Source organism: Nonomuraea sp. NPDC049750, assembly GCF_040659625.1.
Lineage (GTDB): Bacteria > Actinomycetota > Actinomycetes > Streptosporangiales > Streptosporangiaceae > Nonomuraea.
The window spans coordinates 16,006-40,705 of record NZ_JBFANB010000014.1 but is presented as its reverse complement, the minus strand read 5'-3'; the positions used below and the strand labels follow the sequence as shown (position 1 = coordinate 40,705).

Here is a 24,700-nt window from a genome sequence, read left to right as displayed (position 1 = left end):
ATGCGGTTCGGTTCACGGATCGGCGTGGACGTCGGGTCCGTACGCATCGGCGTGGCCCGCAGTGACCCCTCGGGCCTGCTGGCCACTCCGGTGGAGACCGTCAGGCGAGGCCAGGGCGACCTCGACCGCATCGCCTCGATCGCCGACGAACATTCGGCGATCGAAGTCGTGGTCGGGCTGCCCACCTCGCTGTCGGGCCGCGAAGGGCAGGCCGCCGCGCTGGCCCGCGAATTCGCCACAGCGCTGGCCCGGCGACTGGCGCCCACGCCCGTCCGCCTCTTCGACGAACGGCTGACCACGGTCGCGGCGCAGCAAGGACTACGGGCCAGCGGCGTGCGGGCCAAGAAGCAGCGCGCGGTCGTGGACCAGGCGGCGGCGGTCGTGCTGCTGCAGGACGCGCTCGACGTCGAGAGAGCCACGGACAGACCACCCGGCAGGCCCGTCGATCCGCCCTCCGGGGTGGACGGCGGACCCGCCTCATGACCGGGCCTCTTACCGGGGGCGGCGGGGAACGGGCGGGGGTGGCCGCATGAGCGGGCCACCTCCGGACGAGAATGACGACCTGATCCCGTTCGTCCCGGAACCCTTCTTCCCGTCCTCGGACACAGCACCGTCTTCGGACGCCGAGGTGCCCTCGGAAGCCGAAACGCATTCGGACTCCGCGACGCCCTCGGGTGCCGCGATGCCCTCAGACACCGATATGTCCTCTAGCGCCGACGTGTCCTCGGGAACCGGCGCGTCTTCGGACTCCGACGGTCCCTTGGGACCGGACGCGTCAGAGGCTCCGGATGTGACGGTGACGGGGGAGTACGCAGCGGACGGACGAGAGTGTCGCGCGGACGACCTGGGCGCGATCGCCCCGGCGGACGGCGGGCGGCTTCCCGGCGGTGCTCCGTCTGATGATGGCGCGCCTTCTGATGGCGCGCTGTTGGAGGGCGGGCGGCTTCCTGGTGGTGCGCCGTTCGACGGCGGCTTGCCCGACGGCGGGAGGTTCGCCGGTGGTGCTCCGTCCGACGGTGGCGTGCCTTCCTATGGCGGGCGGCTTTCGGATGGTGGCACGTCCCACAGCGGCGCGCCTTCGGACGGCCGCACCTCCGATGGTGGCGTCTCCGGTACGGATCCGGGCGAATCGCCGGGCGTCGGTGGCATCGCACCTGGTGTGGCCCGGGTCGGTGGCGGTGGCGTGTCCGAGGCCGGAACCGGGACCGAGACCGGGACCGGGACCGGAGGCGGAGCTGGAGCCGGTACCGAAGCCATGGGCGGAGCTGGAACCGGAACCGGAACCGGAGCCGGAACCGGAGCCGGGGGCGGAACCCAGCGCAGAGCTGGAGCCGGCGGCGGGGACGTTCGTGGGGTTCGGCGGCGGGAGAAGCGGTCGGCCGTGCGTACGGTGGCGCTGCTGGGCGTGGTGGTGTCCGCGTCGATCGCCGCGCTCGGCGTAGGCGTGTACGTGGCGCTCGAGCCGTACGTGACCCCCGACGACTTCGAGGGCACCGGCGGCGGGCCCGTGACCGTGCGGATCCCGCCCGGCGCCAACGCGGGTGACGTCGGCGCGGTGCTGGCCGAGGCGGGGGTGGTGGCCAGCGCGCGGTCGTTCGTGAACGCGGCCGAGGACCGCGCCGTGGCGGGACGCCTGCGGCCGGGGCACTATCGGCTGCGCAAGGGCATGGCCGCGGGCGCCGCGCTCGACCTGCTGCTCGCGCCCGCCTCCAGGATGGTCAGGCGGGTCACGGTGCCCGAGGGCATGCGGGCGTCCGAGACGCTCGTCCGGCTGGCCGCTCAGTCCGGGCTGGCTCTTAAGGAGTTGCAGGCGGTCGACGCGGCTCTGGTCGGGCTGCCCAAATACGCCAAGGGCCTCGAAGGGTTCCTGTTTCCGGCCACGTACGAGGTCGAGCCCGGGGACAAGGCCGTCGACCTGCTGACCGCGATGGTGGAGCGGTTCGGCGCGGCGGCGAAGCAGGTGGAGCTGGTGAAGAAGGCCCCGCACGTGCATCTGAGCCCGCTGGAGGCCGTCACGGTGGCCAGCATGATCCAGGCCGAGGGCGGCAGGGACGAGGACTATCCCAAGATCGCCAGAGTGATCTACAACAGGCTCAAGCGCGACATGCGGCTCCAGATCGACAGCACCGTCCTGTACGCCCTGGGCAAGCGGACCCTGAAGGTCACCGAGAGCGACACCAAGGTCCAATCGCCGTACAACACCTACCGGCACACCGGACTGCCGCCGGGGCCCATCGCCAATCCCGGAGAGAAGGCGCTGATCGCGGCTTTGCATCCAGCGAGCGGTGATTGGCGCTGGTTTGTGACGACGGATCCGGCGCATAGAATCACCAAATTCACCGACAAAGAGAGCGAGTTCGTGAGATACCGGGAAGAGTTGCACCGAAACCTCGGGACGAAATGATGCTTGCCGGGACCCCCCTCTTCCCGCGAGGGATCTTCGAAATCCCCGAGCGGAGCCCCCGAGAGGGGGCCCGCGCGCTCTTCTTGTCCTCTAGCATGGCTACCCAGAGTGATATTCGCCGGTCGTGGGTGCACGGTCGGCGAGCCCCCCGCTCGGTGACCCCCAGCGGTTCGGCAGTGCCACTTGACGCCGGGCCGTACATACCGGGAGATTGGCCTGCGCACCTATGAACGATCTCGACATGGATTTCCTGCTCGGCGCCGAGGACGACGAAGGCTCCTCCCGGCGCCGCGGCCGAGCCAACGGTAGAGGCGGCAACCGCAGGCGTCGCAGGCGCCGTAACCGGGGCGGCTTCATCGCACCGCTGCTGGCCTTCATCGTCCTGGCGGGCATTCTCGGCGGCGGCGGCTACTTCGGCTACCAGTGGATCAGCGGAGCGCTGGTGCCCGACGACTTCACCGGTCCAGGCAAGGGTGAAGTGACCATCGAAATCAAGGACGGCCAGATCGCCTCCGACGTGGCGCAGGAGCTGGAGCGGCAGGGGGTCGTCGCCAGCGCCAGAGCGTTCACCAACGCGATCGCCAACGCCAACAAGAGCGGCGCGCTCCAGCCGGGCCAGTACACCCTGCGCAAGGGCATGTCGGCCGCCTACGCGGTGACGATGCTCGACTCGGCCAACAAGCTGATCGTCAAGGTCACGTTGGAGGAGGGGCTGCGTCTGTCCGCCGTCCTCACCAAGCTCGCCCAGCAGACCCGCAAGCCGCAGAAGGACTTCGTCGCCGCCGCCAAGGACACCGGTGACATGGACCTGCCGCCATACGCGAAGGGCAAGCTGGAGGGGTATGCCTTCCCCGCCACGTACGAGTTCCAGCCGAAGACCACGCCGGCCGAGATGCTGTCGCAGATGGTCGACCGGTTCAATCAGGCGGCAGAGAAGGCCGACATCGAAGGCGGCGCCAAAGCCCTTGGGCGCACACCCGGCGAGATCGTCACGATCGCCAGCATCATCCAGGCCGAGGCCGGCAGACATGAGGACATGCCGAAGATCGCCCGCGTCATCTACAACCGGCTCAACAGCAACCCGCAGATGAAGCTGGCGATGGACAGCACGACGATGTACGGCCTGAACAAATACCGGACCTTCGCCACGCATGCCGAGGTGCAGAGCAAGTCGAAGTACAACACTTACATGTACCTCGGCCTGCCGCCCGGCCCGATCTCGAACCCGGGCGACGCCGCGATCGAGGCGGCGCTCAACCCGGCCAAGGGTCCCTGGCTCTACTTCGTCGCCACCGACCCGAAGAGTAATATCACCAAGTTCGCCTCGACCGAGGCCGGGCGACAGGAACTCCTGGCCGAGTACAAGAGGAACGGCGGCTGACGCCTTGGGCTGAGGGGCGGAAGCCGGCCACGGCTCCGGTCTCACCGTCTCGTAACGGTGCCTGGCCCTGTGCGGGCTCAGCGGTCGTTTCCCTGGAAGCCCTGAGCCCCGTACGGCGACTGGGGTCGGCCGAGCATGCCGTACAAAAGCGGCTGTACAGAAGACATGCCGGGCGAAAACAGCAGGCAGTAAGGCATGGAGAGGAGAACCGCGTGCGGGCAGGGGTGCTGGGGTCGCCGATCGCGCATTCGCTGTCGCCCTACCTGCATCGGGCGGCCTATCAGGCGATGGGGCTCGACGGGTGGAGCTACGAGGTCCGCGAGTGTGACGAGGCCCGGCTGCCCGGGCTGCTGCGGGAGCTCAGGCCGCGCCGCGGTGAGGTGCCGGGGGACGAGGGGGCCTGGGCGGGGCTGTCGCTGACCATGCCGCTCAAGCGGGCCGTGCTGCCGCTGCTCGACAGCGTCTCAGACCTGGCCGTCGAGGTGGGCGGGGCCAATACCGTGGTGTTCCGCGACGGCGCGAGCCATGGGGACAACACCGACGTCTACGGCATCGAGCGGGCGCTGGCCGAGGCGGGGGTGCCGGCTCCGAGGTCGGCGACCGTGCTGGGCGGGGGCGCCACGGCCGCTTCGACACTGGCGGCGCTGCGCAACCTGGGGCTGCACTCCGCGACCCTGCTGGTACGCGACCCCGCCAGGGCGGGGGACACGGCCGGGGTGGCCGAGCGGCTCGGGATGGCGCTGGCGATCGAGACGTTCGACAAGCTCGATGTCTCGACGCGGGTGGATCTGGTGGTGTCCACGCTGCCGAGCGGGGCGGCCGACGCCTTCGCGGCCCGCCTGGCACGGGTTCCGGCGCTCTTCGACGTGGTCTACTCGCCCTGGCCGACCAGCGCGGCGGCGGTGGTCCAGGCTGGGGGCGGCACCGTGGTCGGCGGGTTCGGGATGCTGCTGCACCAGGCGGTGCGGCAGGTGGAGCTGATGACGGGCCGGACGGATGTGCCGGTGGAGGCCATGCGCGCGGCCGGCGAAGCGGAGATCCTCAGACGGTCGGCCAGTCGAACGGGTTGATCAACCGAGCGGCCAGGATCGACCAGGTGGTGTCGAGAACGTAGGTCGCTCGATGCCCTCAAGGTCGACATCCCGCGTCATGCTGCTCTTGTCGCGGGTGAGGTCGAGCGCGCTCAGGTCGGGCCCCGAGAGCGGGAACTCCTTGAAGCCCGGCTGTTCGCCCTTGAGCCGGCGGTATTCCTCCACATCCACGTCCTGCCCGCGCCTGGTGACGATCCGCGGTCCCTCGTCATGGGCCCTGCGGACGGCCTCGCTGAAGCGCTGTTCAGCCTTCTGCGGCTGCCTTTTGCTCTCTTCGAGATCGGTCACATGCCCTCCTTCTGGCTAATTTTCTGCACAGAATTTACCGCTCAGATCTCTGGCCAGCGGGGATGATTCGAAGAAGTCTCGTGGTTGTGGTAACGTAGCTCACTGATCGGTCCGGCATGCCTTGCTGGACGCGCAAGCGGAGGTCTCCCTCCCACCTGAGTCACCGAGAGGCGGCCGGGTCCAGGATCACGCCGGACTTACTCCGGGGAGCTTACGGCCACGATGCCAAAGAGCTCAGTGGCCCCGCATGCGCGACGTGCGGGGCTTTTCGCGTTTGCGCGGAGTTCCTCGGCACCGAGCACGTACGGGAACGCAAACCTAGGAGGCCCCATCAGCACTGAGCCCCGCATCAACGAGCGTATCCGAGTTCCCGAGGTTCGCCTCGTGGGCCCGAACGGCGAGCAGGTAGGCATCGTCTCCATTCACGATGCCCTCAAGCTCGCTCAGGAGGCCGACCTAGACCTCGTCGAGGTCGCGGCCACGGCTCGACCGCCCGTGTGCAAGCTCATGGACTACGGCAAATTCAAGTACGAGTCCGCGATGAAGGCGCGCGAGGCGCGCAAGAATCAGGCGCACACGATCATCAAGGAGATCAAGCTCCGGCCGAAGATCGACCCGCACGACTACGAGACCAAGAAGGGTCACGTGGTGCGGTTCCTCAAGGCGGGGGACAAGGTCAAAGTCACGATCATGTTCCGTGGTCGCGAGCAGTCCCGGCCGGAGCTCGGCTTCCGGCTGCTGCAGCGGCTCGCGGACGACGTCCAGGAGCTGGGATTCGTCGAGTCCCACGCGAAGCAGGACGGTCGTAACATGATCATGGTGATCGGTCCGCACAAGAAGAAGGCCGAGGCGAAGGCCGAAAAGGCCGCAGCCAAGGCACAGCGTGGCGGCGAGGAGCCTTCCGAGCTGGAGACTTCCGAGCAGGAAGCTCCCATACAGGAAGCGTGACCCGCGGTTGGGGTTAGCCTTAACAGCACACCCCGACAGCCACCCCGCCAGACGAAGACGCCGCGACCGGGTCGGCCAGCACCGGCCCGGCCACCGGCACGGACGAATTGAGGAGAGACGGCGAATGCCGAAGATGAAGACGCACAGCGGTGCGAAGAAGCGGTTCCGGCTCACCGGCACCGGCAAGGTCGTGCGCCGCCGGGCCAATCGCGCGCACTACAACGAGTGGAAGTCGTCCACGCTGACGCGCCGTCTCAAGAACGAAGTCGTCCTGTCCGACGCTGACTCCAAGAAAATCAAGAAGCTGCTCGCCAAGTAGCGCGACCCCCGGGGAGATAGAACATGGCACGCGTGAAGCGGGCGCTCAACGCCAAGAAGAAGCGCAAGGTCGTCCTCGAGCGGGCTTCCGGTTACCGTGGCCAGCGGTCACGTCTGTACCGCAAGGCCAAGGAGCAGATGCTCCACTCGATGACGTACGCCTATCGGGACCGTAAGGACCGTAAGGGTGCGTTCCGTCGTCTGTGGATCCAGCGGATCAACGCCGCTGCCCGCCAGAACGGCATGACGTACAACCGCCTGATCCAGGGTCTGCGGCTGGCCAACATCGAGGTCGACCGTAAGATCCTCGCCGATCTCGCGGTGAACGACAGCCAGACCTTCGCCACGCTCGTCGAGGCCGCCAAGAAGGCGCTGCCGGCGAACGTGAACGCCCCAGCCGCGAGCTGAGGCGCTTGACAGAGGAGCCCGGCGAGGCTCTAGCCGAGGGCCCACCTGATGGTGGGCCCTTTGCTGTGTGCGCGGACGCCACGACCGCTGTGCGCGCAGGCACGACTGCTGTGTGTACGGGCACGACTTCCGTGTACGCAGGCGCCACGACCGGGCACGCGGCCGGTGCGACCGGCCGTACAGATCATCAGGGGAGAGCATGGCCGGATCCGAGCTGACCAATGTGAAGTCGCCGCGCGTGAAGGCCGCCAGACGGCTCGCCAAGCGCGCCTTCAGGGAGCAGGACCGCAAGTTCCTGGCCGAGGGGCCCCAGGCCGTACGCGAGGCGCTCAAGCTCGAAGGGGTGACGCTGGAGCTGTTCGCCACCGCCGAAGCCGAGCTCCGCCACCCAGAGCTGATCACCGACGCGACGCTCAAGGGCATCCCGATCCACCGGGCCAGCGGCGAGGTCATGGCCGAGCTCTCCCAGACCGTCACCCCGCAGGGGCTGCTGGCCATCTGCCGGCTGGTGCACGTGCCGCTCCACAACGCCCTGTCCGGCGACCCGCGCCTGGTCGCGGTCCTGGCGCACGTGCGCGACCCCGGCAACGCGGGCACCGTCATGCGCGCCGCCGACGCCGCGGGCGCCGACTCCGTGATCTTCACCGACGCCTCCGTCGACCCCTACAACGGCAAGTGTGTACGCGCCAGCGCGGGCAGCCTGTTCCACCTGCCCGTCACCATCGGTACACCGGTGGCCGCCGCCGTGCGTCAACTCAGAGAGCGCGGACTTCGCGTGCTGGCGGCCGACGGCGCGGGCAAGCACACGCTCGACGACGTCGACCTGTCGGGCCCCACCGCGTGGATCTTCGGAAACGAGGCATGGGGTCTGCCCGAGGAGGTTCTCGCCGAAGCCGACGATGTGGTCAGAGTGCCCATCTACGGACAGGCCGAAAGCCTCAACCTGGCCACCGCGGCCGCGGTATGCCTTTACTCCTCCGCCAGGGCTCAGCGAGTGCCCTAGGCGGCTGGAAACCCGCTATTGTCGGCCTTGTAGGCGGAGGAGGCGAGTTCGTGCACGGCGCAGACACCGATGGTCGAGTGGTCGCCTCCGCGTGCACGATAGCCATCGATGATCTTCCAGACGGCCTCATCGTGACCGACAGATTCGGTTGCGTGCTGGCCGTCAACCGGGCCGCCGCGCGGCTCACCGGCGTCACCGTCGAGCGGGCGGTCGGCAGGGACATGAACGAGGTCTTCCCCTTCCGCGACCACGACGGCCGCGAGTGGTGGAAGGCCCTCGACCCCGAGGGCGGCCTGCGCACCCGCAGCCGGGTGCCCGAGCGCCCCATCCACCTGCCCGGCGGGCAGGAGCTCTACGTCGCGGCCAGGCTGTCGCGCGAGCCCGAGCGGTGCGGCGACGTCGACCGGGTGACGATCACCCTGCGTGACGGCGGCGCCCGCGCCCGGCTGGAGCGCAGCCGCGCCGACCTGGTCTCCACGGTCGCCCACGAGCTGCGCTCGCCGCTGACCAGCGTCAAGGGCTTCACCGCGACCCTGCTGGCCAAGTGGACCCGCTTCACCGACGAGCAGAAGCGCGTCATGCTCGAGACCGTCAACAACGACGCCGACCGCGTGACCAGGCTGATCACGGAGCTGCTCGACGTCTCCCGCATCGAGTCGGGCCGGCTGGAGCTGCACCGCCAGGTCGTCGACGTGCCCGCCAGAGCGCGGCGCATCATCGCGGGCCGCGTCGCGGCGGGGGAGGCCGAGGACCGCTTCCGCCTCGTCGTCGGCGACCACCTCCCCGAAATGTGGCTGGACCAGGACAAGGTCGACCAGATCCTCGGTAACCTGATGGAAAACGCGGTGCGCCACGGACGCGGCACCGTCACCATAGACATCGAGTCCGTCGGATGGGGAGTTGCCGTGTCGGTGCGCGACGAGGGCGAGGGCATCGCGCCCGAGCTGGCTCCGCGCGTCTTCCGGCAGTTCTGGCGCGGCAACAGCCGTCGGCGAGGCGGCACCGGGCTCGGCCTGTTCATCGTGAAGGGCCTGGTCGAGGCGCACGGCGGCACGATCACCGTGCAGCGCGCGCCCGAGGGTGGGGCGGAGTTCCGATTTACCGTGCCCACCGGCACACCCGACTTCGCCACGGTGTAGTTAGCCAGGTGCGGTCCGCGCGACCCGATTGCGGGAAGCGGCGGGAGTCGGGCCCGGTGGGCGGATCCCACTAGACTCTGTCACGCTCAAGCCCTGGATACGGAGCTCACTCTTGTCTGACTACGACCCCGTCGAGGTGACACCGTTGCATGCCGACGAGGTGTCCCGCATGGAGGCCGACGCCCTGGCGGCGATCAAGACGGCCGGCGACCTCGACGCACTCAAGCAGGCGCGGCTGGCCCACGCGGGCGACCGTTCGCCCATCGCGCTGGCCAACCGCGAGATCGGCGCCCTGCCGCCCGCGGCCCGCGCCGAGGCCGGCAAGCGCGTCGGCGGCGCCCGCAAGGCGATCAACGAGGCGCTCGCCGCCCGGCAGGCCGAGCTGGAGGCCGAGCGCGACGCCCGGGTGCTCGTCGAGGAGGCCGTCGACGTCACTCTGCCGTGGGACCGGCGGCCGCGCGGCGCCCGCCACCCGCTGACCACCATGCAGGAGCGCATCGCCGACACCTTCGTCGCGATGGGCTACGAGGTGGCCGAGGGCCCCGAGCTCGAAGGTGAGTGGTTCAACTTCGACGCCCTCAACATCGCCAAGGACCACCCGGCCCGCTCCGACCACGACACGTTCTTCGTGGAGTCCACCGAGTCGGGCATGGTGTTGCGCACTCAGACCTCGCCGGTGCAGATCCGCGCGCTGCTGCAGCGGGGCGCGCCGTGCTACGTCATCTCGCCGGGCAAGGTGTTCCGCACCGACGAGCTCGACGCCACCCACACCCCCGTCTTCCACCAGGTCGAAGGCCTGGCGATCGACGAGGGGCTGACGATGGCCCACCTCAAGGGCACGCTCGACCGGTTCGCCGAGGTCATGTTCGGCGAGGGCATCACCACCAGGTTCCGGCCCAACTACTTCCCGTTCACCGAGCCGTCGGCCGAGATGGACCTCAAGTGCTTCGTCTGCCGCGGCGCCTCGGCGATCCCCGGCAACCCGCCGTGCCGCACCTGCAAGTCCGAGGGCTGGATCGAGTGGGGCGGCTGCGGCATGGTCAACCCGCGCGTGCTGATCGCCTGCGGCGTCGACCCGTCGACATACTCGGGCTTCGCGTTCGGCATGGGCATCGAACGTACGCTGATGTTCCGTCACAACGCTGAGGACATGCGCGACATGGTCGAGGGAGACGTGCGCTTCACGCTTCCGTTCGGATTGGAGATCTGATGAAGGTCCCGCTCTCCTGGCTGCGGGAGCACGCCGATCTCCCGGCGGTCACCGCACAAGAGGTGGCCGACAAGCTCACCGCGGCCGGGCTCAAGCTCGAGTCGATCACCTCCCACGGTCATGACGTGAAGAACGTCGTGGTCGGCGAGGTGCTCGAGATCGAGGAGCTGACCGGTTTCAAGAAGCCGATCAGGCACTGCAAGGTCGAGGTCGGGGAGGCGATGCCGCGCGAGATCGTCTGCGGTGCCACCAACTTCGCCGTCGGTGACCGCGTGCCGGTCGTGCTGCCGGGCGGCGTGCTGCCCGGCGGTTTCGAGGTCGGCTCGCGCAAGACCTATGGGCGGCTGTCCGAGGGCATGATCTGCTCCGAGCGCGAGCTCGGGCTCGGCGAGGACCACGGCGGCATCATGGTCCTGCCCGCCGGCACGCCGATCGGCGCCGACGTGGTCGAGCTGCTCGGGCTCCGCGACGACGTGATCGAGCTGGAGATCACCCCCGACATCGGCTACGCGCTGTCGGTCAGGGGCGTGGCGCGCGAGGCCGCGACCGCCTTCGAGGTGCCCTTCCACGACCCCGCCGACGTCGAGCTGCCCACCGCCGACGAGCAGGCGTGGCCCGCCTCGATCGGCGACCCGACCGCCTGCGACAGGTTCGTGCTGCGCGAGGTCACCGGCTTCGACCCGGCCGCCCAGAGCCCGCTCTGGATGCGCGTACGCCTGACGCGGGCCGGCATGCGGCCGGTGTCGCTGGCCGTCGACATCACCAACTACCTGATGCTGGAGCTCGGCCAGCCGCTGCACGCCTTCGACCGGGCCAAGCTCACCGGCGAGATCGTCGTACGCCGGGCCGGGCAGGGCGAGCGGCTCGAAACGCTCGACCACGTCACCCGCGAGCTCGACCCCGACGACATCCTGATCACCGACCAGTCGGGCCCGATCTCGATGGCGGGCACGATGGGCGGACTGGAGACCGAGATCTCCGGCGAGTCGACCGACATCGTCATCGAGGCCGCGCACTTCTCGGCGACCGGCATCTCCCGGGAGTCGCGCAGGCACAACCTCGTGTCCGAGGCGTCCAAGCGGTTCGAGCGCGGCGTCGACCGCGAGCTGCCGCTGGTCGCCTCGTGGCGGGCGGTGAGCCTGCTGGCCGAGCTGGGCGGCGCCACCGTGCGGCCGGGCCTGACGCACGCCGAGGTCGACGTCGAGCCGGCGCGCATCGCCATTCCGGCGAGCCACCCGGGCGACGTGGCCGGCGTGCCCTACCCCAAGGAGACCGTCGTACGCCGCCTGGAGCAGGTCGGCTGCGTCGTGACCGACGGCGACGACCCGGCCGTGCGCAGGGGCGGCGTCGACCCGACCGGGGTCGTGACCGGCGGCGAGCTGGCGGCCAAGCTGGCCGTCACCGGCGACGACATGCTCACGGTCACCCCGCCGTCCTGGCGGCCGGACCTCACCGACCCCAACGACCTGGCCGAAGAGGTCATCCGCCTCGAAGGCTACGAGCGCCTGCCCTCCGTGCTGCCCAAGGCTCCGGCCGGAGCCGGGCTGACCGAGGGGCAGCGGCTGCGCAGGCGGGTCGGCCGGACACTGGCCGCCGCCGGTTACGTCGAGGTGCTCGCCTACCCGTTCATCAGCGAGGGCGACTTCGACGCGCTGCAGCTGACCGCCGACGACGCGCGCCGCCGCGCCCTGCGGCTGGCCAACCCGCTGGCCGAGGACGAGCCGCTGCTGCGCACGACGCTGCTGCCCGGGCTGCTCAAGACCCTGGTACGCAACGCCGGGCGGGGCTTCTCCGACGTGGCGCTGTTCGAGTCGGGGCTGGTCTACCGGCCGCGCGAGGGAGCGCCGGACACCGCGCCGGTGCTGGGTGTCGAGCGCAGGCCCAGCGACGACGAGCTGGCCTCGATCGCCAACGCTCTGCCCGACCAGCCGCACCGGGTCGCGGTCGTGCTGGCCGGCGAGTTCGAGCGGTCCGGCTGGTGGGGCCAGGGCCGCCAGGAGTGCTGGGCCGATGCCGTACAGGCGGCCCGGCTGGTGGCGGCCGAGGCGGGAGTCGAGCTGTCGGTCATCGCCGACCAGCACGAACCGTGGCACCCCGGCAGGTGCGCCGCCCTCTACGTCGGCGACACGCTCGTCGGCCACGCCGGCGAGCTGCACCCGCGCGTCGCCGAGGCCTACGGACTGCCGCCGCGCACCTCGGCGATGGAGCTTGAGCTGTCCAAACTGGAGTCGGCCATGCCGGGTCCGGTCGACGCGCCGGCTGTCTCGTCCTACCCGGTCGCGACCCAGGACGTGGCGCTGATCGTGCCCGACTTCACGCCGGTCGCCGACGTGGAGGCGGCGCTGCTTGACGGGGCGGGCGAGCTGCTGGAGTCGATCCGGCTGTTCGACGTCTACGCGGGGGAGCAGGTGGGGGAGGGCAACAAGTCGCTCGCCTACACCCTGCGCTTCCGCGCGGCCGACCGCACGCTGACGGTGGAGGAGACGACGGCGGCTCGTGACGCCGCTGTGGCCATGGCCGCCGACCGCGTCGGCGCCCAGCTCCGCAGCGCCTGACCGTCCAGTCGCCACGAGGTCCGGTACGGTCCGCCGTACCGGACCTCGCGCATGAGTCCGGCGTACCGGACCTCATGCACGAGCGTGCCGGGCCTCACGCATGAGTCCGGCGTACCGGACCTTACACACGAGCGTGCCGGGCCTCACGCATGGGTCCGGTGTACGCGACCTCGCGCAGGAGCCCGGCGTATCGGGCCGCACGCATGAAAGGCCGGAGATGAGGCATCTGCTGGTGTTCGCCGAGCGCGACGACGCCGAGGAGGTGGCGGAGGCGCTGGGCGAGCGGTTCCCCGCGCTGGGGACACCCCAGGTGGTGCGGGAGACGCTCGCCGGAGAGGACGACGCCGAGGACGCGCAGTGGCTGGTCGTCCTGGAAGGGCTCGACGAGGGCGGCCTGCCGGAGGTCGACGCCCTCGTGGAAGACTACGACGGCTGGCGCGAGCCGGGCTGACCACAGCGTGCCTCAAGGCGGTGAGGCGAGCCGGCCACAGCCGCGGCTCAAGGCGGTGAGGCGGGGTGGGCACAGCCGCGCCTCCAGGCGGTGGGCGGGCCACAGCCTGGCTCTGGGCCGTCAGCCGCGCCTATGCGGTGAGGCGGCTCTCTCGGCGAGCCTTCTCGGTCAGCGCGTGCACGTCGGTGCGTGAGTCGTACCCGCGGAACTTCGGCAGCACCGCCGCCAGCCCGGCCACCGCCGCGACGCACAGCACGCCGCCCGCGCCCAGGGAGAACCGGGCGCCGCCCCACTGCGCCATCAGCCCGGCGCGGGCGTTGCCGAGCATCGGGCCACTGGCGTAGGACAGCAGCTCGATGCCGGCCAGTCGGCCCCGCAGCTCGTTGGGGATCGTCTGATTCCACATCGTCATGCGGAAGATGCCGCTGATCATGTCGGCCGCCCCGGCCAGCGCGAGGCAGAGGAAGATCGCCCAGACGTTCGGGATCACCGCCGCCAGTGCCATCGCGGCGCCCCAGAGCGTCGCGGCGATGATCACGCCCATGCCCTGGCGGTGGACGCGCGCAGTCCAGCCGCCGGTGAGCGAGGCCACGAGAGAGCCCACCGCACCCGCCGAATAGAGCAGCCCGAGCGCCTGAGGCGCGCCGAGCTGGTCGGCCAGGAACGGGAACAGCGCCGTCGACATCGCGAACAGCATGGCGGCGATGTCGACCAGGTAGGTGCCGACCAGGTCGCTCCGGCCGGCCGCGTAGCGCACGCCCTCGACCAGTGAGCTCAGCGACGCCGGCGCGGCGTCCTCGGCGGGCGGCACGGCCTTGATCCGCCACAGCAGTATCAGGGACAGGACGAAGCTCACCGTGTCGAGGCCGTAGGCGACGGCCGTGCCGAACGCCGACACCAGCAGCCCACCGAGCGCCGGGGCGACGATCGCGCCGAGGTTCCAGCGCAGGTTGGCCAGCACCGCGGCCGCGGCGAGCTGGTCGTGCCTGACCACCTGCGGGATCAGCGCCTCCAGGCTGGGCCGCTGCAAGCAGCCCACGCCCATCGCCACGGCGCCGATCACGTAGAGCACCCAGACCTGCGGGTGGGGGAGCAGCGAGTTGACCATGAGCAGCCCCGAGGTCACCATCAGCCCCAGCTCGCTGAGCAGGATGACCGTGCGCCGGTCGAGCGCGTCGGCGATGGCGCCGCCCCACAGCCCGCACACCACCATCGGCACGAACTCGGCCAGGCTCACCAGACCGACCGCCACGTAGGAGCCGGTGAGCTCCTTCATCTGGAACGGCACCGCGACCATGGTGATGAACGTGCCGAACATCGTGATGACACCGGATGCCATGAGCAGCCGATAGTCACGCGAGTCCCGCAGCGGGCCCAGATCGGGTGCCAGCCCGCGGAGCAGGCGTTTCAGTTGATCGGCCACGAGGTCTGATTCTGCGGCGCGGCCCGTGGTACGGGCAAACGGTTTATCGCGCGGTCCTCGGCACGGGCAAACGGCTTATGTTGCGACCCATTGCCGGGCAAGCGGTTTACCCGGCACAAGGCTGGGCCCCCGGAGTGTGGTGTCTCCGGGGGCCCAGTGAAGCAGAGTTACCCTGTGAAGCGGTGTTCAGGCGGCGGGCATCTTGTCCAGGAAGCCCAGGACCCTGGCGATCCGCCCGTCCGCGGCCAGCTGCACCACGTCGAACCCGACCACCACCGGCTCCTCACCCGCCGGACCCAGGTGCCAGGTGAACCGGGCGATGTCGTGGTGGGCGTCGTACACCTCACCGGGGCTGAACACGAAGCCCGGGAACATGCCCTGCGCGCCCTCGATCAGCGCGGCGAGCCCGGCGTGCCCGGAGACCTCGGCCAGCGGGTCGGTGTAGGTCGCGTCCTCGGTCCAGACCTCGGCCACGGCCTTGGCGCGGGCGTCCGCGTCGGTCTCGTTCCAGGCGGCGATGTAGCGGTCGACCAGTTCGTTGCTCATGGTTGTTTACCTTTCAGGTGATAGTGAGAGTGGGTCAGCGGAGCCTGCGGAGGCTCCGGTGATAGTGAGAGTGGGTCAGCGGAGGCGGCGGAGGCCCATGATCTGCAGCTCGGCGAAGACGCCGACCACGAGAGCCTGGCCGATCGCCCACACCGCGCCGGGCATGGTGAACCCCGTCATCCCGGTGACCACGGCGGCCACGCTGGCCAGGGTCCAGGCGGCGTTGAGCGCGATCACGGCCTTGGTCGCCGCCGGGCTGATCGTCTGGCGGCCGGCCAGCAGGCCGACCGCCGCGCCGTACGCGAGAAGGAAGACGCCGATCGCCCTGAGCAGGCCCGCGTCCGGGCCGAGCAGGTCGCTGGCGGGACCGGCGGCGGCGAGGTAGACGAGCCCGTTGACACCGGTGACGACGGCGTCGGAGGCCAGCGCCAGGCGCAGGAACCTGGCCCGGTCGGTCACAGTGAGGGCGGTCATTTCGGCGCTCCCTTCGAGCGGTTCGTTCGGACATGAGAACCATGTCAGCGGGGGTGCGGGCGCCGCGATTACGCCAGAGGTAATGCGCGCGCTTATCTCCGGCTCCACCTGGGACGCGGCTCCCAAAAGACCGTCCCGAGGGAGATCTTTAGCGGTTGCGCACTCAGAGCCGCCTGCGGGCCCGGCATAGTGGTCAGCCCGGCGCGGGACGGTGTTCTCGCAGGTCGGGGGCGATGGGGGGGTCGCAGTGGGTCTGTGGGGAAAAATCCGGAAGACGGGGCGGATGGCCGAGCCGCCGCTGGAACGCGGGAAAGATTGCGAAACGTCCGAGCTGTCGGGCTCGGTGCAGATCCGCCACGTGGACGCGGGCTCGTGCAACGGCTGCGAGGTGGAGATCGCCTCGGTGTTCGGGCCGGTCTACGACGCGGAGCGCTATGGCGCCCGGCTGGTCGCCTCGCCGCGGCACGCCGACGCGTTGCTGGTCACCGGGCCGGTCACGCGCAACATGGAGATGGCGCTGCGCCGCACCTACGAGGCCGTGCCGGAGCCGCGCGTGGTGATCGCGCTGGGCGACTGCGCGCGTGACTGCGGGGTGTTCGCGGGCGCGTACGGCGTCGTGGGCGCGGTGGGCGACGTGGTGCCGGTCGACGTCGAGGTGACCGGGTGCCCGCCGCCGCCCGAGGCGATCATCGAGGCGCTTCGCGGGATGACCGGGCGATGATCCTCTACGCGTGCGCCCTGGGCCTCTGCCTGGCCGCCGCCCTCCTCGCCCTGCCGCGCCCACGCGCGATCACCGTCACGGCGGAAGTGATCACCGCGCTGGCCGGCGTGGTGGCGGCCGTGGCGGGGGTGCGGGCGACGCTCGGCCACGGCTGGTCGGCCTGGCTGCCCGACCTGCTGCCCCTGGGCGGCCTGCGCCTGACGCTCGACCCGCTCGGCGGCCTGTTCACCGCCATCACGGGCGCGGTGACGGTGTGCGCGGCGATCCACGGCATCGGCTCCGGCGCGGCCAGGGCGACACGGGTGGTCATGCCGCTGTTCGTGGCCGCGCTGCTGCTGGTGCCGGCGGCCGGCGGCGTGAGCACGTTCCTGTTCGGCTGGGAGCTGATGGCGATGACCTCGCTCCTGCTCGTGGCGGCCGAGCACCGCGACCGGCCGTCGGTCAGGAAGGCCGCGCTCTGGTACGCCGTCATGACCCATCTCGGCCTGGTGACGATCATGTGCGGACTCTGCTACCTGGCGGCCGGAGCCACGGGCGACGGCTTCGACCAGCTGCGCGTGGCCGAGCTGTCGCCCGTCGCCAAGGACGTGATCTTCCTGGCCACTCTGGCTGGGTTCGCGGCCAAGGCCGGGATCGTGCCGCTGCACGTGTGGCTGCCCAGGGCCTACCCGGCCGCGCCCGGTCACGTGTCGCCGCTGATGAGCGGCGCCATGGTCAACATGGGCGTCTACGGCGTGGTCAGGGTCGGCCTCGACCTGCTGCGTGGTGGTCCCGTCTGGTGGTGGTGGATCGTCCTGGCGCTCGGCGCCCTGTCCGCGCTGTACGGAGTGCTCCACGCGGCCATGGCCACCGACCTGAAGCGGCTGCTCGGCTACTCCTCGACCGAGAACATGGGCCTGGTGCTCATCGGCGTCGGCGCGGCCGGCTTCTTCGCGGCCGACGGCGCCGGCCCGCTGGCCGCCCTCGCCCTCACCGCGGCCCTGCTGCACGTCGTCAACCATGCCGCGTTCAAGACGCTGCTGTTCCAGGCGGCCGGCTCGGTCCATCGGGCGACGGGGACCAGGGATCTCGACGCGCTCGGCGGCCTGCGCACCCGAATGCCGTACACCACGGCCCTGTTCGCCGTCGGCGCCCTGTGCGCGTCGGCGCTGCCGCCCGGCAACGGCTTCGTCAGCGAATGGCTGCTGCTGCAGAGCCTCATCCACGCGCTGCCCGCCTCGGGGGTGGCGGGCGCGGTCACGATGCCGCTGGCCGTGGGCGCCATCGCGCTGACGGCGGGACTGGCCGTGGCCACGTTCGTGAAGGCGTTCGGCGTCGGGTTCCTGGCCCGGCCGCGCACTCCGGCCGCCGAACGAGCGGTGGAGAGCCCTCGTACGGCGATCTGCGGGACGGCGCTGGCGGCGGCGGCCTGCCTGCTGCTCGCCCTCGACCCCGCGCTGGTCCTGCCCGCGCTCACCGAGGCCGTCGCGCGGGTGATCCCGGCGGGCCGGCCGGTCACCGGGGAGGTGACGCTCCGGCTGAGCGCGATCACCGGCTCGATCTCGCCGGTCCTCATCGCGCTGGCGCTGGCCGGGGCCGTGACGGCGGTGCTGTCGCTGGTCCGCGCGGTGGCCGCCCGGCGCCCACGACGGACGGCCCGCCTGTGGGACTGCGGCGCGGGACCGGTCTCGGCCCGCATGGAGTACACCGCCACCTCCTTCGCCGAGCCATTGCAACGGGTCTTCGTCGACGCCCTGCAACCGGAGAGCGCCATCGACGTGACGGCCGTCAAGGAGTCGGCCTACCTGGTCCAGCGGGTACGGTTCCGGGCCAGGGTGCCCGACCGGGTCGAACGGCGCCTGTACGAGCCGGTGCTGGCCGCCGCAGTCAGGCTCGGCGCGCGGGCGCGGCGGCTGGCCGACGGCAGCGTCCACCGCTACCTGTCCTACGGCTTCTACGCGCTGACCGGCGTGCTGATCGTCCTGGCGGTGATCTCGTGATCGCCATGGTGCTGCAGGTGCTCGTGGTGGCCGCCGGAGCGCCGCTGCTGGCCGGACTGATGCGCCAGGTCAGGGCCCGCCTGGAGGGGCGCGCGGGCGCCGGGGTGCGCCAGCCGTGGCGCGACCTGCGCAAGCTGGCCCGCAAGGAACCCATCGCCCCGCACGGCACCGGCTACCTGTTCAGGGCGGCGCCGCCGCTGCTGGCCGGGACCACGCTGGTGGTCGCGGCGGCGGTGCCGCTGGTCACCGCCGCCTCGCCGCTCGACGGCGTCGCCGACCTGTTCGCGGTCGCCGCGCTGCTCGCGCTCGGCTCGGTGGCGCTGGCGCTGGGCGGGCTCGACACGGGCACCGCGTTCGGCGGGATGGGCGCCAGCCGGGAGATGACCGTGCTCGCCCTGGTCGAGCCGACGATCCTGCTGGCCGTCTTCGCCCTGTCGATCCGCGTGGGCACCACCGACCTCGGCGCGATCGTCACCGAGACCGCCAGCAGCCCGCTGTCGGTCATCTCCCCGGTGAGCCTGCTGGCCGCCGTCGCGCTCGCGGTGGTCACGATCGCCGAGTCGGGCCGGATCCCGGTGGACAACCCGTCGACCCACCTGGAGCTGACGATGATCCACGAGGCGATGATCCTGGAGTACGCCGGTCCCGACCTGGCGCTCATCGAGTGGGCCTCGGCGATGCGGCTCACGGTCATGCTCGGGCTGTTCGCCGCGCTGTTCGCGCCGGTCGGCATCGCCACCGCGGGCGCCGGGCCGATCATGCTGCTGGTCGCCGTGATGGCGTTCGCCCTGAAGGTGTCGCTACTGGGCGGCCTGCTGGCGGCCGGTGAGGTGTTCATGGCCAAGCTGCGCCTGTTCCGCATCCCCGAGCTGCTGGCCGGCTCGTTCCTGATGGCCCTGCTGGCGGTCGCCGCCTCCTTCTTCCTGGCGTGAGTGAGATGACTGATCCCGTGTACGTGCAGGCGCTCGACCTGGCCTGCGGCGCCTTCCTGCTGACGGGGGTGCTGGTCCTGTGGCGGCGCGACCTGGCCGCGATCATCTGGCTGTTCGGGCTGCAGGGGGTGGCGCTGGGCGCCCTGATCGCGGTCAGGGGGCTGCACGAGGCCGACATCGAGCTGACCGTGCTCGGGCTCGGGGTGGGGCTGCTGCGCGCGGTGCTCCTGCCCTACCTCATGCGGCGCGCGCTGGCGGCCGGCGAGGAGGGGCGCGAGGCCCGGCCGCACGTCAGCGTCGCCGCGTCCCTGCTGGTCACGGCCGTCCTGACGATGCTCGCGTACGCGGTCTCCCAGCCCCTCGTACGCCTGGCGCCCACGCCCGCCACCCAAGCCGTGCCGATCGCGCTGACCGTGCTGCTGGTGGGCTTCTTCGTCCTGGTCACCAGGAGGCGGGCGCTGTCGCAGGTGGTCGGGTTCCTGCTGATGGACAACGCCATCACCGCCGCCGCCTTCCTCACCACCACCGGGGTACCGCTGGTGGTGGAGCTGGGCGTCTCCCTCGACGTGCTGCTGGCCGTACTGGCGCTGCAGGTTCTGACCACCCGGATGCGGGCCGCGTTCGGCGGCACCGACCTCGACGAGCTACGGGAGCTGCACGACTGATGGTGATCGTCCCGGTGGCGCTGCCGCTCGCGGCCGCGTGCCTGTATGCCCTTTTCGGCTGGAATCGTGTGACGGAGTGGCTCGGCGCCCTGTCCGCGGGCGGGCTGCTCGCCGCCGCCGTCCTGCTCGCGCGGGCCGGGGAGGGAAGCGGGCTGTGGGGGCTGCTGCGGGTGGACGCGCTCAGCGCGTACATGCTGATCGTGATCGGCGTCGTGGCGCTGCTGGCGATGCTGGCCAGCCCCGGCTACCTGCGGGCCGAGGCGGCCGCCGGCCGTACGGGGCCGCGGGCCGCCCGTAGCTACGGGATCTTCACCCAGTGCTTCGTCGCGGCGATGGCGACGGCCGTGCTGGCCGCGAGCCTCGGGGTGCTCTGGGTGGCGGTCGAGGCGACCACGATCCTGACCGCGTTCCTTGTCGGGCAGCGCCGCACCAGGAAGGCCACCGAGGCGGCCTGGAAGTACGTGGTGATCTGCTCGGTCGGCATCGCGCTCGCGCTGCTCGGCCTGGTGATGGTGCACTACGCCGCCGTACACGCCGGGCTGTCATCGCGCGAAGGGCTCGACTGGGTCTCGCTCGCCGAGCACGCCGGGCGGCTGGACCCGGGGGTGACGCGGATCGCGGTGGTGCTGCTCGTGCTCGGCTTCGGCGCCAAGGCCGGGCTCGCGCCGCTGCACGCCTGGCTGCCCGACGCCCACAGCCAGGCGCCCGCGCCGGTCTCGGCGCTGATGTCCGGGGTGCTGCTGTCGGTGGCGTTCTACGCGATCCTGCGGGTCAAGGTGGTCTCCGACGTGGCGCTCGGGGCGGGCTTCTGCCGGATGCTGCTGATCGTGGTGGCGCTGGCGTCGCTGGCCGTGGCGGCGGCGCTGCTGATCGGGCAGCGCGACTTCAAGCGGATGCTGGCCTACTCGAGCATTGAGCACATGGGGCTGATCGCGCTCGGCGCGGCCATCGGCAACGGTCTGGCGCTGGGCGCGGTGTTGCTGCACATTCTCGGGCACGGGCTGGGCAAGTCGGTGCTGTTCATCGGCTCGGGACGGATCCAGCAGGCGGCCGGGAGCAGCAGCGTCGACGCGGTGCGCGGGCTCGGCGGGCGGGCGCCAGGGCTGGCCGCGGCCTTCGGGCTCGGGCTGCTGGCGCTGCTGGGGTTGCCGCCGTTCAGCCTGTTCGCCAGTGAGCTGGGGATCGTGCGGGCGGGGTTCGCGGCCGGGCTCGGGTGGGCGGTGGCGCCCGCGCTGGTGCTCATGCTGGTGATCGTCGCCGGGGTGGGCAGAGCGGCGGGCCGCATGCTGCTCGGCGCCGCGCCACCGGACGGCTCCAGCGCCGCGCCGCCGGATGGCTCCGGCGAGCGGTCGCGCGGGGCGGGGGACGGGTTCGGCGGGCGGTCGCGTGGCGCGGGCGTGCCGCTGGTCGTCGGGCTGGTGGCGTGCGCGGTGCTCGGTGTGACGCTGGGGCCGCTCCGGCCGCTCCTGGAGTCCGCCGTCACCATCGCGACCGCCGGACCGCCGCTGAGCGCCATGGGAGGTGCGCGATGACGGCCACGCTCCCGCTGGTCGCCGAGATCAGCCCCGGCGAGCTCGCGGGGTGCGCCGCCGAGCTGCTGGCTCTGGGACACCGCGTCGCGCTCGTGGCCGCGCACGCCGAGGACGACGGCTTCCGGCTGGTCTACCTGTTCACCGCCGCCCGTCCGGCGCGGCGGGCCGAGCTCCACGTACGCCTGACCGAACCCGCCGTACCCAGCCTGGCCACCCTCTCCTTCCCGGCCGGGCGCTTCGAGCGGGAGATCCGCGACCTGTACGGCATCACCCCCGAAGACCACCCGCTGCCCAGCCGCCTGGTCCGGCACCACCACTGGCCCAGAGGCTGGTACCCGATGCTCCCCGACGCGGGCCCGCCCCCGTCGTTCGGCGACCCCGAGGGCCCGTACCCGTTCGGCGACGTGGAGGGCGACGGCGTCTACGAGATCCCGGTCGGCCCCGTGCACGCGGGCTGCATCGAACCGGGCCACTTCCGCTTCTCGGTGGTCGGCGAGACGATACTCAAGCTCAAGGCCCGCCTGTGGTTCGTGCACAAGGGCCTTGAGCAGCTCTTCGAGGGCCGCCGGCCGGAAGACGGCCTGGCCCTGGCCGAGCGGGTCAGCGGCGACACCTCGGTCGGCCACGCCCTGGCCTACTGCCTGGCCGTCGAGGAGGCCACCGGCACGGCCGTCGACCCCGACTCGCAGCGCGCCCGAGCCGTGCTGCTGGAGCTCGAACGCCTCTACAACCACGTCACCGACCTGGGCGCGCTCTGCAACGACGTCGCCCACAGCGTGCTGCAGGCCCACTGCGGCACCGTCCGCGAGCAGCTGCTGCGCGTGAACGCGGAGGTCACCGGCCACCGCCTGCTACGCGGCGCGATCCGGCTCGGCGGCGCCGAGCCGCTGGCCCTGCCCGACACCGCCAGGCTCGCGGCGCTCGGCGCCGAGGTGGCCGAGATCGTCGGGCTCGCGCTCGGCCACGGCGTGGTGTCGGACCGCTTCACCGGCACCGCCGTGCTCACCGAGCGGGCCGCCGCGGACCTGGGCACGCTCGGCTACGTGGCCAGAGCCAGCGGGCTCGACGTCGACGCCCGTCGCGACCATCCGTTCATCGATCTGGGGCCATTCCCGGTGGCGGTCCGGGCCGGGGGAGACGTGCTGGCCCGCTTCCAGGTCAGGGCCGACGAGATCGCCGCCTCGATCGGGCTGATCGACCGGCTGGCGCACACCTCGGGTGACTGGAGCCTGCCGGACGGGCGGCGCGGCTCGGGCGTGGGCATCGTGGAGGGCTGGCGGGGCACGATCGTCCATCGCGTCGAGCTGGGCGCGGACGGCAGGCTGGCCAGAGTGAAGATCGCCGATCCGTCGTTCTTCAACTGGCCCGCCCTGCCGGTCGCACTGGGCGGGGCGATCGTGCCCGACTTCCCGCTGGTCAACAAGAGCTTCAACCTGTCCTACGCGGGAAACGACCTCTAGCCGCCCAGCACCTCACGGTCTCCAGCCGTCCGGCACCTCGCGCCTTCTAGCCGCCCAGCACCTCGCGGCGCAGGTGGGTCTTGAGGATCTTGCCGCCCGGGTTGCGCGGCAGCTCCGCGTCCCTGAACCAGATGTGCGCGGGGATCTTGAACTTGGCGATGCGCTCCACCAGGAAGGACTGAAGCTCCTCGGCGGTGGTCGAGGTGCCCGGCTTGAGCCGGATCACCGCGCCCACCTCCTCGCCCAGCTCGTCGTGCGGGACGCCGATCACCGCGGCGTCGTCCACCGCCGGGTGCTCGAACAGGGCCGCCTCCACCTCGGCGCAGTAGACGTTCTCGCCGGCCCTGATGACCATGTCCTTCGCTCGGTCCACGATGTAGACGAAGCCGTCCTCGTCGATTTTGGCCAGGTCACCGGTGTGCAGCCAGCCGTCGACGAAGGTCTGCGCCGTCGCCTCCGGCTTGTTCCAGTAGCCCATGATGACGTTCGCGCCGCGTACGCACAGCTCGCCCACCTCGCCGGGCGGCAGCTCCTCGCCCAGCGGGCCGGTCACCCGGATGTCGACCACGGCCGTGGGCAGGCCGATGCTGTCGGGCCTGGCCAGATAGTCGGGGCCGGCGTTGCCGATGGCCAGGCCAGTCGTCTCCGTCATGCCGTAGCCGTTGGAGGCGGCGCGGTCGGGCAGGTTCTCGCCGATGCGCTCCAGCAGCTTCGGCGGAGCCGGTGCCCCGCCGTAGCCGAGGGTGGTCAACGACGACAGGTCGTACTTGACGAAGTCGGGATGCGACATCAGCTGCCACGCGTTGGTCGGCACGCCGATCATCGCGGTGATCCGCTCCCGCTCGATGAGCCGCAGCGCCTGCCCGGGGTCCCACTTGTACATCAGGACCAGGCCGCCGCCCGCGAACATGGTGGTGGTCAGCGCGGAGAAGCAGCCGGTGACGTGGAACAGCGGCACGGTCAGCAGCGTCACCCGGCGCGTGCCCGTCGCCGCGGCGACGTCCTTGCCCGCCAGCGCGACCCCCCGTATCAGCCCGTAGGCGAGGGTCATCGGCGATTGGCCCAGGTTGCGGTGGCTGCCCAGCGCCCCCTTGGGATGCCCGGTCGTACCGGAGGTGTAGAAGATCGTGGCCGGATCCTCGGGGGAGAGCCGGACGTCCGGCAGCGTCACATCCCCGCTGACCTCGCCCAGCACCTCGCCGAACGACCGCGCGCCCTCGGGCACCTCGCCTCTGGCCACGATCATCGGCACGCCGGTGTCCGCGAGCCGGACGGCCCGCTCACCGTCCACGATCAGCACCTTGGCGTCGCAGTCGCGCACGCCGTACGCCAGCTCCGACTCGGTCCACCAGGCGTTGAGCGGCACGGCGATCGCCCCGGCGGCTAGGGCGGCGGAGAAGGCCACCGCCCACTCTGGATAGTTGCGCATGGCCACGACCACCCGATCGCCCTTGGCCACGCCGTAGTCCGTCACCAGGCGGTTGGCCAGCGTCGCCGCCCGCCGGAAGTGCTCCTCGAAGGTGATGTGCTCGTCCTCGTAGACGAGGAACTCCTTCTCACCGTGGTACCTGCTCATCTCCAGCAGGGCGCGGAAGTGGCCTGGAGCGTGCTTCCAGGTCCGCACCCCCGTATCGCCGATCTCCTCCATCTCGAAAAGCTGGCCAGGACCGGTGAGCTGGGCTTGGACCTGGGCATGAGAAAGAGTCATGCGAAGTACTCCCGCGGTGGACGGCGCTATCGGATAAATCACAGTACCGACCGGTAGGTACGTC

General features: G+C 71.1%; 23 protein-coding genes. 18 read left to right on the top strand and 5 right to left on the bottom strand.

The features are described from left to right. The 4 genes from ruvX (at position 1) to AB0J16_RS31580 (ending at position 4,855) form a co-directional block, all read left to right on the top strand. Positions 1-483 (top strand): Holliday junction resolvase RuvX, encoded by a 483-nt coding sequence (gene ruvX, locus AB0J16_RS31595; RefSeq protein WP_358545872.1) that lies wholly within the window; start codon positions 1-3, stop codon positions 481-483. Positions 484-1,381: 898 nt separating this feature from the next. Further along, complete coding sequence (gene mltG, locus AB0J16_RS31590) at positions 1,382-2,404, top strand: endolytic transglycosylase MltG (RefSeq protein WP_358545869.1); 1,023 nt, start codon at positions 1,382-1,384, stop codon at positions 2,402-2,404. A 226-nt stretch (positions 2,405-2,630) separates the two neighbouring features. Further along, positions 2,631-3,785, top strand: coding sequence for an endolytic transglycosylase MltG (gene mltG, locus AB0J16_RS31585; RefSeq protein ID WP_358545866.1), 1,155 nt, complete (start codon positions 2,631-2,633; stop codon positions 3,783-3,785). 212 nt (positions 3,786-3,997) lie between these two features. Continuing rightward, a complete protein-coding gene (locus AB0J16_RS31580) occupies positions 3,998-4,855 on the top strand; it encodes a shikimate dehydrogenase (RefSeq protein WP_358545864.1) in 858 nt (285 codons plus the stop codon). Here AB0J16_RS31580 and AB0J16_RS31575 read toward each other — a convergent pair whose 3' ends face one another. Then, positions 4,856-5,164 (bottom strand): prevent-host-death protein, encoded by a 309-nt coding sequence (locus AB0J16_RS31575; RefSeq protein ID WP_358545861.1) that lies wholly within the window; start codon positions 5,162-5,164, stop codon positions 4,856-4,858. Between the two features lie 330 nt (positions 5,165-5,494). Between AB0J16_RS31575 and infC the strand changes: the two genes are divergently transcribed. From infC to AB0J16_RS31535, 8 genes are all read left to right on the top strand, one after another. Further along, positions 5,495-6,112 carry a translation initiation factor IF-3 gene (gene infC / locus AB0J16_RS31570; RefSeq protein WP_357955860.1) on the top strand — a complete coding sequence of 206 codons (618 nt, stop codon included), beginning with the start codon at positions 5,495-5,497 and terminating at the stop codon, positions 6,110-6,112. Between the two features lie 124 nt (positions 6,113-6,236). After that, positions 6,237-6,431 (top strand): 50S ribosomal protein L35, encoded by a 195-nt coding sequence (rpmI, locus tag AB0J16_RS31565; RefSeq protein WP_225298242.1) that lies wholly within the window; start codon positions 6,237-6,239, stop codon positions 6,429-6,431. Positions 6,432-6,454: 23 nt separating this feature from the next. Next, complete coding sequence (gene rplT, locus AB0J16_RS31560; RefSeq protein ID WP_219538506.1) at positions 6,455-6,838, top strand: 50S ribosomal protein L20; 384 nt, start codon at positions 6,455-6,457, stop codon at positions 6,836-6,838. Between the two features lie 199 nt (positions 6,839-7,037). Continuing rightward, the gene (locus AB0J16_RS31555) at positions 7,038-7,841 is read left to right on the top strand and encodes an RNA methyltransferase (RefSeq protein WP_358545858.1); all 804 of its coding nucleotides are present in this window, start codon (positions 7,038-7,040) and stop codon (positions 7,839-7,841) included. A 50-nt stretch (positions 7,842-7,891) separates the two neighbouring features. Then, on the top strand, positions 7,892-8,980 hold the full coding sequence (locus AB0J16_RS31550; protein ID WP_357955524.1) for a PAS domain-containing sensor histidine kinase: 1,089 nt from the start codon (positions 7,892-7,894) through the stop codon (positions 8,978-8,980). A gap of 169 nt (positions 8,981-9,149) precedes the next feature. Beyond that, complete coding sequence (pheS, locus tag AB0J16_RS31545) at positions 9,150-10,190, top strand: phenylalanine--tRNA ligase subunit alpha (RefSeq protein ID WP_358546395.1); 1,041 nt, start codon at positions 9,150-9,152, stop codon at positions 10,188-10,190. After that, positions 10,190-12,745 carry a phenylalanine--tRNA ligase subunit beta gene (locus AB0J16_RS31540; protein WP_358545856.1) on the top strand — a complete coding sequence of 852 codons (2,556 nt, stop codon included), beginning with the start codon at positions 10,190-10,192 and terminating at the stop codon, positions 12,743-12,745. The genes pheS and AB0J16_RS31540 overlap by 1 nt, the downstream gene beginning before the upstream one ends. 217 nt (positions 12,746-12,962) lie before the next feature. After that, positions 12,963-13,196, top strand: coding sequence for a hypothetical protein (locus tag AB0J16_RS31535; protein ID WP_358545854.1), 234 nt, complete (start codon positions 12,963-12,965; stop codon positions 13,194-13,196). 130 nt (positions 13,197-13,326) lie between these two features. Here AB0J16_RS31535 and AB0J16_RS31530 read toward each other — a convergent pair whose 3' ends face one another. From AB0J16_RS31530 to AB0J16_RS31520, 3 genes are all read right to left on the bottom strand, one after another. Next, positions 13,327-14,619 (bottom strand): MFS transporter, encoded by a 1,293-nt coding sequence (locus AB0J16_RS31530; protein WP_358545851.1) that lies wholly within the window; start codon positions 14,617-14,619, stop codon positions 13,327-13,329. Positions 14,620-14,805: 186 nt separating this feature from the next. Further along, positions 14,806-15,165: a nuclear transport factor 2 family protein gene (locus AB0J16_RS31525; RefSeq protein WP_358545849.1), complete on the bottom strand. Its 360-nt coding sequence runs from the start codon at positions 15,163-15,165 to the stop codon at positions 14,806-14,808. Between the two features lie 75 nt (positions 15,166-15,240). Next, positions 15,241-15,639: a hypothetical protein gene (locus AB0J16_RS31520; protein WP_358545846.1), complete on the bottom strand. Its 399-nt coding sequence runs from the start codon at positions 15,637-15,639 to the stop codon at positions 15,241-15,243. A 283-nt stretch (positions 15,640-15,922) separates the two neighbouring features. Between AB0J16_RS31520 and nuoB the strand changes: the two genes are divergently transcribed. Genes nuoB through AB0J16_RS31490 form a run of 6 tightly spaced genes read left to right on the top strand, consistent with a single transcriptional unit; the run spans position 15,923 to position 22,928 of the window. Continuing rightward, on the top strand, positions 15,923-16,360 hold the full coding sequence (gene nuoB, locus AB0J16_RS31515) for an NADH-quinone oxidoreductase subunit NuoB (protein WP_358545844.1): 438 nt from the start codon (positions 15,923-15,925) through the stop codon (positions 16,358-16,360). Further along, on the top strand, positions 16,357-18,339 hold the full coding sequence (locus tag AB0J16_RS31510) for a proton-conducting transporter membrane subunit (protein WP_358545841.1): 1,983 nt from the start codon (positions 16,357-16,359) through the stop codon (positions 18,337-18,339). The genes nuoB and AB0J16_RS31510 overlap by 4 nt, the downstream gene beginning before the upstream one ends. Positions 18,340-18,344: 5 nt before the next feature. After that, positions 18,345-19,271, top strand: coding sequence for an NADH-quinone oxidoreductase subunit H (locus AB0J16_RS31505; RefSeq protein WP_358546392.1), 927 nt, complete (start codon positions 18,345-18,347; stop codon positions 19,269-19,271). 5 nt (positions 19,272-19,276) lie between these two features. Beyond that, on the top strand, positions 19,277-19,936 hold the full coding sequence (locus AB0J16_RS31500) for a hypothetical protein (RefSeq protein WP_358545838.1): 660 nt from the start codon (positions 19,277-19,279) through the stop codon (positions 19,934-19,936). Next, a complete protein-coding gene (locus tag AB0J16_RS31495; protein WP_358545835.1) occupies positions 19,936-21,468 on the top strand; it encodes a proton-conducting transporter membrane subunit in 1,533 nt (510 codons plus the stop codon). Before AB0J16_RS31500 ends, AB0J16_RS31495 begins: the two co-directional genes overlap by 1 nt. Next, a complete protein-coding gene (locus AB0J16_RS31490) occupies positions 21,465-22,928 on the top strand; it encodes an NADH-quinone oxidoreductase subunit C (RefSeq protein ID WP_358545831.1) in 1,464 nt (487 codons plus the stop codon). Before AB0J16_RS31495 ends, AB0J16_RS31490 begins: the two co-directional genes overlap by 4 nt. A 46-nt stretch (positions 22,929-22,974) precedes the next feature. Here AB0J16_RS31490 and AB0J16_RS31485 read toward each other — a convergent pair whose 3' ends face one another. Beyond that, the gene (locus AB0J16_RS31485; protein ID WP_358545826.1) at positions 22,975-24,636 is read right to left on the bottom strand and encodes a class I adenylate-forming enzyme family protein; all 1,662 of its coding nucleotides are present in this window, start codon (positions 24,634-24,636) and stop codon (positions 22,975-22,977) included. Between the last annotated feature and the right edge of the window lie 64 nt (positions 24,637-24,700).

Coding starts and splice junctions, on each gene's coding strand:
- ruvX (WP_358545872.1), top strand. CDS start 1: ATGCGGTTCGGTTCACGGATCGGCGTGGACGTCGGGTCCGTACGCATC.
- mltG (WP_358545866.1), top strand. CDS start 2,631: ATGAACGATCTCGACATGGATTTCCTGCTCGGCGCCGAGGACGACGAA.
- rpmI (WP_225298242.1), top strand. CDS start 6,237: ATGCCGAAGATGAAGACGCACAGCGGTGCGAAGAAGCGGTTCCGGCTC.
- rplT (WP_219538506.1), top strand. CDS start 6,455: ATGGCACGCGTGAAGCGGGCGCTCAACGCCAAGAAGAAGCGCAAGGTC.
- AB0J16_RS31555 (WP_358545858.1), top strand. CDS start 7,038: ATGGCCGGATCCGAGCTGACCAATGTGAAGTCGCCGCGCGTGAAGGCC.
- pheS (WP_358546395.1), top strand. CDS start 9,150: ATGGAGGCCGACGCCCTGGCGGCGATCAAGACGGCCGGCGACCTCGAC.
- AB0J16_RS31540 (WP_358545856.1), top strand. CDS start 10,190: ATGAAGGTCCCGCTCTCCTGGCTGCGGGAGCACGCCGATCTCCCGGCG.
- AB0J16_RS31535 (WP_358545854.1), top strand. CDS start 12,963: ATGAGGCATCTGCTGGTGTTCGCCGAGCGCGACGACGCCGAGGAGGTG.
- AB0J16_RS31525 (WP_358545849.1), bottom strand. CDS start 15,165: ATGAGCAACGAACTGGTCGACCGCTACATCGCCGCCTGGAACGAGACC.
- AB0J16_RS31520 (WP_358545846.1), bottom strand. CDS start 15,639: ATGACCGCCCTCACTGTGACCGACCGGGCCAGGTTCCTGCGCCTGGCG.
- nuoB (WP_358545844.1), top strand. CDS start 15,923: ATGGCCGAGCCGCCGCTGGAACGCGGGAAAGATTGCGAAACGTCCGAG.
- AB0J16_RS31510 (WP_358545841.1), top strand. CDS start 16,357: ATGATCCTCTACGCGTGCGCCCTGGGCCTCTGCCTGGCCGCCGCCCTC.
- AB0J16_RS31505 (WP_358546392.1), top strand. CDS start 18,345: ATGGTGCTGCAGGTGCTCGTGGTGGCCGCCGGAGCGCCGCTGCTGGCC.
- AB0J16_RS31500 (WP_358545838.1), top strand. CDS start 19,277: ATGACTGATCCCGTGTACGTGCAGGCGCTCGACCTGGCCTGCGGCGCC.
- AB0J16_RS31495 (WP_358545835.1), top strand. CDS start 19,936: ATGGTGATCGTCCCGGTGGCGCTGCCGCTCGCGGCCGCGTGCCTGTAT.
- AB0J16_RS31490 (WP_358545831.1), top strand. CDS start 21,465: ATGACGGCCACGCTCCCGCTGGTCGCCGAGATCAGCCCCGGCGAGCTC.
- AB0J16_RS31485 (WP_358545826.1), bottom strand. CDS start 24,636: ATGACTCTTTCTCATGCCCAGGTCCAAGCCCAGCTCACCGGTCCTGGC.